This is a genomic window from Capnocytophaga sp. oral taxon 324 str. F0483 (genome assembly GCF_000318315.2).
Taxonomy (GTDB): Bacteria; Bacteroidota; Bacteroidia; order Flavobacteriales; family Flavobacteriaceae; genus Capnocytophaga; species Capnocytophaga ochracea.
Window position 1 is genome coordinate 1 of sequence record NZ_KB291492.1, and the last position, 12,560, is coordinate 12,560.

The window sequence follows — 12,560 nt, forward strand, 5'->3', positions numbered from 1 at the left end:
TTTGAAACTAGCAAATTTTTTGAAAGTTTTTTTTAAGAAAATTTTTAATTACTTGATAATGAGACGTGTATTTTTATATTAGTTCCTAAAAAATTATAGAAAAACTCTAAAAATATCCGAGACACAAGTCACTCGGATAAGAAAAAACGATAGATATGAGCTACAAGAAACTCACCTATGAAGTAGTAGCGCGATAGACTACTAAAAATATACATCTAAAAAATTAAGAACAAAAGAGCTTTGTTATAAATTATAGCAATATCCCTTTACCTATCAGAATATTAGCGGAATAACAAGATATGCTACCAGCGCAGCTATCACTCCATATACCATCATAGGTACAACGGTAATTTTCATTATTTTCCCTTCGGCTTTATCAATGCCTAATACTGAACATACCGCGATAATATTGTTGATACACACCATATTACCCATCGCTCCCCCTACTGATTGTAAGGCGAGTATCAGAGGTACCGAAAGTCCTGTGGTATTAGCAACCGAGTATTGCACAGCTCCAAAAGTAAGGTTCGATACGGTGTTAGAGCCCGAAAAGAAAGACCCTACCGCTCCTAAATACGATGAGAAGATCGTCCAGTGACTGCCTGTGGCTTGTGCCAATCCACGACCGATAATTTGCACCATAGAGTTTTCTCCTCCCATCAGCATTACATTTACCATAATAAGCGCACCTACCAAAGCCAAGAAAGGCTTCTGTATCTGCACAAAACTAGCCGAGAAAAGCTCTTTGGTCTGCTTCCATTTCAGCGAGAATAACGGAATAGAAATGAGTACTGTAACGACAAACGGAATAAGTGCAGGCACGTAGAGCAGTTTGTAGTTTTCATTTTCGCCCGTAGCAAAAATATTATTCAGTGAAAAAATGAGTCCTTTAGTAACCTCAAAATCGCCCAGATAACCCAATTTTATAGTAAACCACTCAGTTGTATCATTCAAAAGTGCTTTTAGTGGAAGTTGTTTAATGCGGGTAAGTGCTAAAATGATAATGAGTGAAGCCGTAGGAAAAAGGGCTTTGATGAGTTCTGAAGATTTTACCTTCTCGTGATGTACTTCACGGTTATCAGTTTTAGATAGTCCTATTCCTTTGCTTGCGACACCCACCGAGATAAAGAGCCCAATAGCTCCTCCTACCAAAGCGGGAAACTCGTAGTTAAACCAAGCAATAACCACGTAAGGCACCGTACACGAAAGAATACTAATGAGTATAAAAACTATATTTCGGCGTATCTGTTGCCAAGATACAATCACCTTGAGTGCCATCACAGGAATTACAAAAGCAGCAAACAGATGCACAATAGCCGTAATCCTACCTATGTCGGAAAGCTCGGAGTCGGAAATAGCTCCATTACCGATAAGCGTACCAAAACCAAACCACGTAGGGGTACCCACCGCTCCAAACGATACGGGTACCGAGTTCATAATAAGTGTGAGAATGGCAACTTGCAACGGCTTGAAGCCTAATCCTACCAATAAAGGTGCTGCGATAGCCGCAGGCGTACCAAAACCACTGGCTCCTTCAATCATAAAGGCAAAAGCCCAGCCTATAATCATCAGCTGTGCCACAGGATTCGGACTGATGTTGCCTAACCAACGGCGCAACACATTCATTGCCCCTGTCATCTCCATCATTCGGTTGAAGAGCACCGCCCCAAATATCACCGTAATAGGCGTAGCTACCGATATAATAGCCTTAATAAAGTTAGCATTTACGGCTACAAAAGAGCCTTCAAAATAAGTTAGGTGCAACACATACACCAATCCTGCGATAAGCGGGAGTGCTATATACGAGGGAAGTGCATTCTTTTTAACCATCAAATAGATGAGTAGCACTATCGGAAGTACGCTAAGAAATAAAGCCATAGGTTTCTTTTTTGTTTTCTTTTGAGGGCAAAGATAGTACTTTTTATTTAATATGCAAATATTACGAAAGAAATATGTTTTCAAGCGAAATAGCAAAGACAAAAAAAGAGTGAGCCTCCAAAAAGGCTCACTCTTTTTGAATAAATCCAAAAAACTTCTTTTCTACTGGAAGTCTAAATCCGATTCTTTATCATATCTAATCCGTTTAGTAATTGTTGTAACGCCATCCTTGGTGGAAGAAGATTCAACGAAAGTGCCTGTAACAATAAGTTTGGCACCTACTGTTTTCAGTTTGGCTTTAGTTTCTTTGGATAACGCTTTAAATACAGTACTAGTAGCATACACTTGTACTTCTGTTTTATCTTTGAATACAAAGAAAGTACTACTTTTGCCTTTTATTGTAATGATACCTTCTAATTTCACTTTTTTGTCTTTGTATTTATTAAAATCAGCAACAGTAGCGGTAGCTGCATTTAGCTCAGGAAGCTGTACTACTGGGGTATCGCCAAATACGATATCACCTTCCACAGCATAAACCAATTGATGTACGGTATTTCCATTTACACTATAATCTTCAAATTTTCCTTTAATTGAAGTGAGCTTTTGTCCGTCAGTACCCAATTTAGTTTGAGCGTCTTTACTAAAAGATTTGAGATTAGGAGAGTACAACTGTATTTTATTACCATCAGAGAAAACAACGTAAGATTTTCCACCTTCAACTTTTAGAGTGGCATTCTTTAAATTTACGTGCTTACCCACTTGGTAATCGCTAGCAAGAGTAGCGGTTGTAGCGTCTACATCCACATAGGTGATAGGAGCAGGCGCTTTTATAAATTCTATATCGCTTTCTTTGCTATACAGTATTTCTTTTACAATAGTACCATTTTTAAGGGCATAATCAGTAAAGACTCCTGTAACGTTTATTTCATAACCTTCTGTTGCCAATTTTTCTTTAGCTGCATCTGAAATAGTTACGCCCTTAGCTGAAAACACTTGTATTTCGGTACCATCTTTGAAAACGATGTAGGTTTTTCCGCTTTTTACTACTGTCGTACCGTGCAGCTTTACGGTTTTGCCTACTATATAATCAGCTACAGTAGCATTGCTCGCTTCTAAGGTCTCAACAGTCGTAGAGGTTTGTGTACCAGTTTGTGTACTGGTAGAAGTACCTCCTTTTACTACCAAATCAGCATAATTGCTTATCATAAATTGGTAGTCTTTGTTGAATTTGGTAAGCACTCCTGTTACTTCCACTTCACCGGCAGGCACTTTCTCGTCTTTAAACTCAGCATAACTGCTAGTTCTGAAGATAATAGTCTTCCCATTAGCATCGGTAAGCTTGTAATTAGTGCCATTTTTATCTTTTGCATTGGCATCTGGAATTACAAATAGTGTTTTACCTACGGCATCAGTAGGAAAATGTACCCCTTTAAGGGTAATGAGCTGGTCTACATGTGCTTCGGTAGATACTTCTTGTATAGAGTTACTCACTTTGGCTAATTCGGCAACAGTCTTGCGTTCACCTGTGTCAAACAAGTGCTTTTTATAAATCGCCTCAGCCATTGCGGCTACACCCTTTCTTCCGCTTTTGGCAGTATAAGTGCCATAACCTACCTCTATAGCACTGTTGTTAAGCTGAGTGGCAAGGCCTTTCAAGCGCAATTGTACTTTAGCTCCTATGGGGAACTCGGTATAAAGACCTTTTTTGTCAATCGCTACTGAAAGTCCTTGATTCTTATCAGCGTTTTGTATGTAGATTTTCCTGTAGAAGTTACCTCCTTCATCGCTAGATATTACATACCCCTCAATAACTTCATCAGCAGTATAGGTAGCCACTGAGGCAGTTACTTTTGTGAGTACGTTAGCAAAGCTTACTACTTGACCGCTATAGTCAGGCAGTGGCTTTTTCCCGTTAGGATCGGGAATGTCATAATCGTCGTCCTTTACACACGATGTAATAGCGAATGCCGTAAGTAGGGCTATCGCCACTGGTTTTAATACGTTTAGTTTCATATGGCTATAAGTTTACAGTTATCAGTGTTTTGTTTTATTTTAAGGTTTGCTTATTCGCAATGCCCTATAGTCCATTTCTTGTTTCTCAACGTTTGCATTGTAGCTTGCTCTTCTGGATTGTCTTTAACTCTTGGGTTCATATAAACAGTGCCCCCGCCATTTTCGTGCATAGTGCTCACAACTTTCTTGAGTTTTTGACCAGAAAAGGTAAGGTTAAAGCGTAATTCTTTCAGCTTTTTATTAGTGGTAAGATCTAAGCCTTCAAGAGGCAAAGCCGATACTTTCAAATAAACAAGCTCAGTGTTATTGTGCAAGTTTACTTCTTTTATTTTATTATGGCTCATATTCAATCTTTCCAATACGGTATTGCGAGTTACATCTAACGAAGTCACTTCATTATCATTACAATAGAAAGTCGTTACCTTACCGTAAACTCTCAGAGTATTGCCCTGTAGCCTATACTTTGCTGTAGTAGCACTTAGGCGAACATCAGTACCACTGTCGTACACACCATTGTTGTTTAAGTCTACCCACACATCTTTTTTATCCGCTTCTTTGGCGTTTATTGTCAACGTTATTTCGCTCCCCAGCTTTTTATCAGTGGTAAAAATCATATAGGGTATCCCTTTAGGATTGTTGGGGTCAGGGTTTGAATTGTTGTCTTTAGAGCAACTTACTAATACAGTAGTAGTTACTACAAGGAGCGCTAAAGCCCCTCTTCTGAAAATAGATTTTTTATTCATTATATTTATTAATGTTCAAATGAACAACGTTTTGTTTTGTTCTTACTCTACAATTGCCCACTAAGTAGGCAAGGCTACTTTTAAAACTTTACCTTTTATCTTGTTAACTGCCTGTGCGGCTCGCACTAAAGGCTCACCGCTAAGTTCACCATATAAGTACGTCCGTAACCCACAAAGTAACGATTACCAAACGAAGGCACGCCTTGTGCGTTGTCCTGTACCATCTTGCCATAATTAGCAGTACGCGATTGCTCAAATCCTCCTGAAAGGAATTGAGTGTCAAACAAGTTATTCACGCTCACCATTAGGCTTACATAGGTTTTGTTGAGTCTCCACGACTTACCACCCACAAGATTTACCAAGAATACATCGTCTAAACGTTCTTGTTTGAGAAGCTTCCGAGCTAAGTCAGTATCAATATTAGTAAAAGGCGCTTTCGTGGTTGGGTCTATAAAGAACTGCGAAGTGCGGTTCAAAGCCGATAACGATACGTAGTTTTGTGCCAAGAAATTAGCCGTTGCTCCTATCCACCAATACTTAGGGTGGCGATATTCCAAACCTAATGAATAGGCTTGTTGCGGACCGCTGGGCACGTGGTAATTCTTCATCGTTACCTCATCAATAGCTTTGTTCACCTCTCCTGATGAAATGTAAAGCGACGGATTATTGATGTAAGTATATTGTCCTACCGAAGCTACTGCCGTAAGTTTAAGAGTAGGTATAAGTTGTGCTTCCGCTCCAAACTCCAACCCAAAATGGCGTTTCTTGATGCCTTCTACCGTTTGAGCCACAAAGTCTCTGTCTATTTCATCAGTAAGAGCCGTTTCAGTATAGAAGAAGTTTGTTTCCGCAGTATTCTCTATCTCGGTAAAGAATCCTGTAAGGCGTCCTTTTAGGTAAGGCATACGCAAAATATAACTCGCATCGGCAGTGTAAGCCAATTCGTTCTTGATATTAGGCAACAAGCGATTAGAATTGCGTACATTTGCATAGATATTGCGCACCGATTGTGGTGTATTAAAATACCCCACGTTCGCTTGTAACAAATGGCGACCGGTAAGTGCGTAGGTAAGTCCAGCTTTGGTACTCATTCCGTTTTGCACTTGCATAGCACCCTTTCCGTAAGAATCAGCATAGAGAGGATAGTTGAACTTACCTTCGCGTTGGATATCAGTATAATGGTAACGTCCTGCTACAAATAACTCGACGTTTTTAAATGTAAATTCAAACTGCGAGAAAACTTCGGCTACATTGCTTTTAAGCGCATAAAAGTAATTCCACTTGTCGCCTTGCTTTTTCTTCATATCTGTTTCATCGGCATTGTAAGGCTTCCCTTCAAAGTAATCGTAGTTCATAAAGTAATCACCGCCAAGCAAATCGTCTACTTCAGCAAAGTTATCGGAAGAAACGTTGCGGTACACTACACCCGATGTCCATTTGATGTTTTCGTGAATAGGCGTAGAAAAGTTCACATTGGCTGAGAACGTGCGCTCGCGATTGATATCATTGCTCACAATAAAAGCACTGCGCTTATCGGTAGTGTTGTAGTTCGCCCGATAAAGCTCTTCCCAGTCCAGTTGCGAATGCGTTAAGAAATAGTCTTTCTGTAAGGCTGCCATCGTGGGGTCAGAAGGGTTTTGGTTTAAGTAATAACTTGGCAGAAGTTTATAGTAATTAGGCTCAGGATTTTGAGCATTCGAATAACTAATACGCGTATTACCTATTTCACCAAACTGATAGCCCAAGTCCACATTCAGGCGCGTGTCGTTTTTCAAATAGTTATAAGAGAACACGAAGATAGGCTCTGAAACGATACGGTTACGCGAATTGCGCTTGTCGCCATTTTGTTTACCCCAAAAAGGATTGTATTGGTAGCCCATCAAATCGAGTACCTCACGAGTCAGTGGCGAGGTCTTACCGCGCTTCACCGGCGAAAACATTCCTATGAGGTTAAAGCTACTATGATTATTAAGCTGATATTCTATTCCTGCTGCAAAAGCATAAGCGTTGTAGAGCGTACCGTCTACCCAACTACCCTGAGGCGCAAACCTGCGTGAAGCCGAAACCATATACGCCAATCCGTTGCGCTGTACACCCGAGTTGTAAGTAGCCATCAGTCTACCAGTATAACTGCGGTTGCTGGCTGAAGTCGTTACGCGAAGTCCTGCACGGTTAAGCGACGGACGTATATTGATATAGTTAGAACCCATCAATCCACCAAAAGTATAGTCGGATTTTACCAATCCGTTGCTCATTTCTTGGTTGCGCGTAATGTCGTTAAGCCCTCCCCAATTCGCCCATTGGGCACGACCGTTTTCAAGTCGGTTCATCGGGATACCGTTAATGAGCACCGTTACATCTTTGGAGTCATAACCACGAGGTTTGAAGAACACCGAACTGAAATCGAAAGCCGCCCTACGCATAAACACGTCTTGTGAACTTTGCAAAAGTCCCGACATTGCATCAGCACCACTTTCGTCGTCTTCTAGTTCGCTTTCAGTAATCACTGCCAATTGCTCAGCTTCCTGCTGATAGTCACCCGAGAGGGAAACCGTAGGCACGGTGTAAGGATGAGTGTCTCCTAATGAAATGAGTTGCTCAGCACTGCTATAACCACTAAGGGAGAAGAGTAGCAAGTGTTCCCCTTCTGGCAATTGAAGCGTATACTTACCTTTACTATTGGTAACTGCTTCGCGCGGAGAAGTGCTTACACGCACTTTTACCCCTTGCAAAGGCTTGCTGCTTAGTTCATCTATCACTGTTCCTTCCACTTTCACTTGCGAAAACGCCGAAACCGATACGAACAATAGCACATAGAGATATAATTTCCTTAACATAATACTATGAGGTTGATTTCTTTAAAATATGTGCCAAAGGTACAACAAAAAAATGAAATAGCAAAATAAACGAAATAAAATTATTTTAAAAAAGGTCAAATAGAGTATTATAGCTGTCATAGCTTTATATTTTCTTTAAGAAAACCCCACCCAAAAGAATAGTTTCCTCCACATTACCTTCAACTTTCCGTCACCATTTTCTAATCCCCTCATTTTCTAATCCCCTCATTTTCTAATTTTCTAATTTTCTAATTCTCTAATTTGCTAATTTTTACTGCTCTTTTGGTATCTTTGGTAATTTTAAAACGGTCGTCTAAGCGCTTGCCTACCACCCACACAATATCCTCACCACTGCATAAAAGCACTTGTTCTTCGCGCTCTATTTGGGTGTATTTCTCATCGGTAAAGAACTTGCTGAGCTTCTTCTCGCTGTTCATTCCAAAAGGATAAAATACATCGCCTTCTTTCTTATAGCGCAACATAAGTGGGTATTGCAATTTGTCGGCATCTACATATATTTCAGTAGGGATTGAATTTTTCACTTTCACCTTGCCCTCTATAAATTCAAAACGAAGATGAACGGGGTCGTATACCTCAGCCATATCTTCCGAAATCAGCAAACTTAAACTGCGTTTTGCTTCATTAGGCTTTAACCAAAGACAAGTGTTGTCTTTTATGAGGATATAAGTAGGCGAAAGTACTTGTTTACCCGCTTCGGCATTCAGCAATAGGTTTTTGAGGTCTTTTACATTGCCGAATCCATAAGGGTAGAAGAGTTTATGTAAAACAAAGTCCAATTCAGGAACAGCTTGTAGTTTTTCTATGTCTATTTGTATAGGATTATGTCCTTCAAAACAAGTTTCTTTGAGTTTTCCTATATAAAAGTCTATAAATCGCGCTGATTGGTGTAAGTATTCCTGCGTTTGATTAAAATTCTCTAAGTAATTAGGGTGTACTAATGCTAATTTCGGTATTATATCGTGCCGAATTACATTGCGCACGTATTTATTTGTTTCATTACTGCTGTCTTCACGCCATTTAAGGCGTTTTGCTTGCGCATATTCGTATATCTGCTGACGAGAGAATTGTAATAACGGACGTATGATAGTATCTTTTTCTTCTGGAATGCCTAAGAGCCCCTCTAAACCACTACCTCTGGAAAGGTTAATAAAGAAGGTTTCGAGGTTATCATTAGCGTGATGAGCCGTAGCGATAGCATCGCAGAAATGGGTGCTTGTCAGTTCATCGAACCACTGATAGCGCAATTCGCGAGCAGCCAACTGAGTATTCAACTGATGAGAACTCGCATATTGATGTGTATCAAAACGCTTTACTTCTAAAGGAACGCCAAGTTCCGCAGCAAAAGTGCGTACAAAAGCCTCATCGTCGTCACTTTCTGTTCCGCGCAATTGAAAGTTGCAGTGTGCTAAAAGCAGTTCTATACCGTGAGTGTACAGTAAATGTGTGAGTACTACGCTATCGATACCGCCACTAATGGCAACCAATATTTTTTTCTCCTTAAGTTTTTTAATCTCAACATTCATAATTTATTCACCTCTTTTTAATTGCCCGTGTGACTCCCACTTATACCACTCCAAATCGGGCACTAGTATTCAGTTTACCGATAAGGCTTTTGGCAGTAGTACAAGGATATGCTTTTTTGCGATACTGACTGATGGGCTGAATCCCTACAAGACTATTGGTAAAGAACAGCTCGTCGGCTTTTTGAAGTTCAAAAGGTGAAATAGAGGTCTCTATCACCTCGTAGTCTTCAGTTTTATTAAGGGTTTTGATAAGCATCTTGCGGGTAATACCACTGAGTGCTCCATCGGTTAGTGGGGGCGTTTTTAAGGTATTGCCTTGCACTACAAAGAGGTTGCCGTTCAGCATTCCTGCAATACTCTTGTTGCTGTTCAGCAAGATGCAATTCTGATAGTCGTTTTCTTCGGCAAAGATACTGCCTAACACGTTCACCGTGCGATTAATATGCTTTACATTTGCTAAGAGGTCGGGTTGTACAAAAAAGTCTTTAAAGAGTTCTACCTCGTAAGGTTCTTCGTTGAGTACATAGAAAGGATTGTTCATCACTTCGGTTTCTATGATATAATCTACCTCATTGGTAATGGGTGTATACTTACCCCCATCTTTACGGAAAACAGTAATACGCACTCGTACTGGATTATTTTCGAGGCTATTGGCTTTAATAAGTGTAAGGATTTCGTCTTCGAGGTACTCCATAGAGAATACCATAGGGATATCCATACGCAAGATACGCATACCTGCCATTAGGCGCAGGTAGTGTTCTTCCCAAAAGATTAGTTTTTGGTAGCTGTATTTGCAAGTATCGAACACGCCATCGCCGTAGAGGAAAACACGGTTTTTAATAGTTAAGACGGTATCGCTATCGGTAATGAGGTTACCGTTATAATTGAGTTTCATATTCAGTTTGCTCCTATTTTAGCTTTAAGGTCGTTTATTTGGAGCTCCCAAAGCTGTTTGGCTTCTTCTATTTCATTAGGGAGGGCAAAATCAGTAATGATAAGGGAGACTTCTTGAGTCATATCATTCACATTGATTTTGATTTCGAAATAAGTAGAAGCGTCGTTATCGTCTTCCCAATGGAAACGAATATGGTCGTCCAACTTTTTGCGCAATATCTGAGCTGCTTCTTCTACCCCATTCCATACAAAAGTGTAGATTTCTTCATTAGCGCGCACATCGTCGGCGTACCACGAAGCGAGACCTGCTGGGGTAGAGATGTATTGATAGAGCAATTGCGGAGAGGCGTTTACAGTAACTTCTAATTGATATTTTTCTTTTGTTTGCATAGGCAAATAGGGTATTATTACACTGTTTGATGGGCGCAATATACAACTATTTTTTGAAATAGCAAATTATTTTACCCCTTTATCACCTGTGCGAGTTGCTCCACGAATAACGCTGAGGGTTTGTTGAGTAATACCTAATAGAGATGCTATGTGTCCTAAGGGGGCACGCAGAAGTATTTGAGGATAAGTGTGCAAGAGGAGGTCATACCGCTCTTGGGCAGTTTGGAATTTTATAGTATGTAGGCGTTCAGTAAGCGATTTGATAGCTGACACTAATAGGAATCGCATTAGACGTTCGAGTTCTTGGTGTTCGTTTATTACGCGTTCTACTTCGGGGAAAGAAGCTACCCATACTACACTGTCTTCCAGCGTTTCTAAAGAGAAGAGTGAAGGCTGGGAGAAATAGATATTTTCTACAGGAAAATAAAACTTTTGTTCCAAAAGGAAGGTGTGGGTAATGTCTTTATCTTCTTTGTTATAAAACAGGCGCAAGAGCCCCTTTTCAACATAAAACAACTGCTTAGAATTTGAGCCTTCTTTGAGCAACAAGTGGTATTTTTTGTACTCTTGTTGCTCAAATAGGCTATTGATAAAAGCAAGTGTCTCGGTGTTGATTTGAGTTTCTTGGTGTAAGTACTCGGTGAGCGTCATTTTTGGGGTATGGCTATTGCATATTTTTAGCCTCGATGCTAAGAGTAGCGTGAGGTACTGCCATAAGGCGACGTTTATCGATGAGTTTACCTGTTACACGACAGATGCCATAGGTTTTGTTTTCGATACGGATAAGTGCATTCTTGAGGTCGCGTATGAACTTTTCTTGACGAATAGCCAATGCGGTATTTTCCTCTTTGCTGGTTACCTTAGAGCCTTCTTCAAAGGCTTTGAAAGTGGGAGATGTATCGTCGGTACCATTAGTGGCACTGTTCATATATGAACTCTTGATAAGCTCTAAATCGGTTTGTGCTTTTTTGATTTTTTCTTCTATAAGTGCTTTAAATTCTTCTAATTCCTTATCGGAATAGCGCACTCTGATGTTTCCTTCTTCCATAAAAATTATAGTATTTATTAAAATTGGGGCGTAAAATTACTATTATTTTCAGAACTACCAAAATAAAAATGTTATTTTTTTTATTTGGGATTATTATTTCTGATAAAAACGCACCCAATCTACGTACATTCTTACCGGTTTGGTAAAAGGTTTTACTTCGCCTACCCAGCTACCGCCTAATTGCATATCGATGCGCAACATATAGGGGCGAGCAAATGGGAATTGCCCTTCACTTTCTTTCCCGGGCACACGTGCATAACTAAAAGTTTGTTTGCCGTTTACATAAAAGCGCAATTCATCGGTGTCGAGCTCTACGGCATAGATGTTATAATCATCGGGGTTGATAGGAGCTGTAGCGGTGCTTTTAGGGGTGCGCTTGGTAGGGTCTTTTTTGCCCGCTTGGGTGTAAGTGGAGTGTACCGTATGGTGTACAAAAGGCTCGTAATTGAGTCGTTCGACGATATCTATCTCACCACCCGTAGGCCAAGTAGCATTGGGTACCATCCAGATAGCAGGCCAAGCTCCTTGAGTGGCTTCGAGCTTACAACGGATTTCTAAGCGTCCTTTTTCGAAGTATTTTTTGTCCTTGGTAGAAACACCCCCTGTGATATATTTAGACTTGTCTTTGGCGGGGTTGGTACTAGGCTTGCCTAAGAGGATAAGATTGCCATTCTTTATCTCGAACAAGCTGGGGTCTCGACTCATTGTTTTGCACCAATCGGCATCCGAATTTGGGCACCCCGATATTTTTGACCATATACCGGTAGCAAAGATATCATCGCGGTTGAAATCGTCTTCCCAAACTAATTTCCATCCTCCTTTTTTTAAATAATCGTTATTATCTTTTGTTGAAGGGTCTTCCTTTTCTTGCTGAGAGCAGGCTATGCTAATGCTCATCACGCATAAAATAATAAATATGTTTTTCATATTGATATTGTTTTAATTAAATGTAAATATAAGGGCAAAGGTACAAAATAATTTTTTATTAGCAAAAAGAAGAAGTGAGGCATTAGGTAGGGAAATGAGAAAATGAGAGAATGAGGAAATTTGGAAATGAGGTGCGAGCCGCACGGGCAAAATTTTTGGCAAAGTGTGTACCGCAAAAAGTGACACACTGGAATTTTCGGAAGAAAACGGAGGGATTCGGAAGGAGTGATTTAGATGAGAGGTAAAAAATGAGCTGTAAGGAGGGTGGGGTTAGCTTATAGAGAGC

10 protein-coding genes are annotated in these 12,560 nt (G+C 40.2%); all 10 read right to left on the reverse strand.

What is annotated here, in order from left to right; genetic code table 11:
- Window positions 1-273: 273 nt before the first annotated feature.
- Window positions 274-1,878 (reverse strand): L-lactate permease, encoded by a 1,605-nt coding sequence (locus HMPREF9072_RS02025; RefSeq protein ID WP_009410269.1) that lies wholly within the window; start codon window positions 1,876-1,878, stop codon window positions 274-276.
- 162 nt (window positions 1,879-2,040) lie between these two features.
- Entirely contained in the window at window positions 2,041-3,891 is a 1,851-nt protein-coding gene (locus tag HMPREF9072_RS02030; protein WP_009410270.1) for a DUF5689 domain-containing protein, read from the reverse strand.
- Window positions 3,892-3,941: 50 nt separating this feature from the next.
- Window positions 3,942-4,634, reverse strand: a complete 693-nt coding sequence (locus HMPREF9072_RS02035) for a hypothetical protein (RefSeq protein WP_009410271.1) — start codon at window positions 4,632-4,634, stop codon at window positions 3,942-3,944.
- A gap of 125 nt (window positions 4,635-4,759) precedes the next feature.
- The gene (locus tag HMPREF9072_RS02040) at window positions 4,760-7,471 is read right to left on the reverse strand and encodes a TonB-dependent receptor (RefSeq protein WP_009410272.1); all 2,712 of its coding nucleotides are present in this window, start codon (window positions 7,469-7,471) and stop codon (window positions 4,760-4,762) included.
- A 248-nt stretch (window positions 7,472-7,719) separates the two neighbouring features.
- Complete coding sequence (gene tilS, locus HMPREF9072_RS02045; protein WP_009410273.1) at window positions 7,720-9,015, reverse strand: tRNA lysidine(34) synthetase TilS; 1,296 nt, start codon at window positions 9,013-9,015, stop codon at window positions 7,720-7,722.
- 40 nt (window positions 9,016-9,055) lie between these two features.
- Window positions 9,056-9,910, reverse strand: a complete 855-nt coding sequence (locus HMPREF9072_RS02050) for an aminotransferase class IV (RefSeq protein WP_009410274.1) — start codon at window positions 9,908-9,910, stop codon at window positions 9,056-9,058.
- A gap of 2 nt (window positions 9,911-9,912) precedes the next feature.
- Window positions 9,913-10,299, reverse strand: a complete 387-nt coding sequence (locus HMPREF9072_RS02055) for an START-like domain-containing protein (protein WP_009410275.1) — start codon at window positions 10,297-10,299, stop codon at window positions 9,913-9,915.
- A gap of 66 nt (window positions 10,300-10,365) precedes the next feature.
- Entirely contained in the window at window positions 10,366-10,950 is a 585-nt protein-coding gene (locus HMPREF9072_RS02060) for a Crp/Fnr family transcriptional regulator (protein ID WP_009410276.1), read from the reverse strand.
- Window positions 10,951-10,963: 13 nt separating this feature from the next.
- Window positions 10,964-11,347, reverse strand: coding sequence for a TraR/DksA C4-type zinc finger protein (locus tag HMPREF9072_RS02065; RefSeq protein WP_002673934.1), 384 nt, complete (start codon window positions 11,345-11,347; stop codon window positions 10,964-10,966).
- Between the two features lie 93 nt (window positions 11,348-11,440).
- A complete protein-coding gene (locus HMPREF9072_RS02070; protein WP_009410277.1) occupies window positions 11,441-12,274 on the reverse strand; it encodes a glycoside hydrolase family 16 protein in 834 nt (277 codons plus the stop codon).
- Window positions 12,275-12,560: the final 286 nt, after the last annotated feature.

Excerpts from the sequence above, each read along its gene's own strand:
- HMPREF9072_RS02025 (WP_009410269.1), bottom strand. The coding sequence starts at position 1,878 with ATGGCTTTATTTCTTAGCGTACTTCCGATAGTGCTACTCATCTATTTG.
- HMPREF9072_RS02030 (WP_009410270.1), bottom strand. The coding sequence starts at position 3,891 with ATGAAACTAAACGTATTAAAACCAGTGGCGATAGCCCTACTTACGGCA.
- HMPREF9072_RS02035 (WP_009410271.1), bottom strand. The coding sequence starts at position 4,634 with ATGAATAAAAAATCTATTTTCAGAAGAGGGGCTTTAGCGCTCCTTGTA.
- HMPREF9072_RS02040 (WP_009410272.1), bottom strand. The coding sequence starts at position 7,471 with ATGTTAAGGAAATTATATCTCTATGTGCTATTGTTCGTATCGGTTTCG.
- tilS (WP_009410273.1), bottom strand. The coding sequence starts at position 9,015 with ATGAATGTTGAGATTAAAAAACTTAAGGAGAAAAAAATATTGGTTGCC.
- HMPREF9072_RS02050 (WP_009410274.1), bottom strand. The coding sequence starts at position 9,910 with ATGAAACTCAATTATAACGGTAACCTCATTACCGATAGCGATACCGTC.
- HMPREF9072_RS02055 (WP_009410275.1), bottom strand. The coding sequence starts at position 10,299 with ATGCAAACAAAAGAAAAATATCAATTAGAAGTTACTGTAAACGCCTCT.
- HMPREF9072_RS02060 (WP_009410276.1), bottom strand. The coding sequence starts at position 10,950 with ATGACGCTCACCGAGTACTTACACCAAGAAACTCAAATCAACACCGAG.
- HMPREF9072_RS02065 (WP_002673934.1), bottom strand. The coding sequence starts at position 11,347 with ATGGAAGAAGGAAACATCAGAGTGCGCTATTCCGATAAGGAATTAGAA.
- HMPREF9072_RS02070 (WP_009410277.1), bottom strand. The coding sequence starts at position 12,274 with ATGAAAAACATATTTATTATTTTATGCGTGATGAGCATTAGCATAGCC.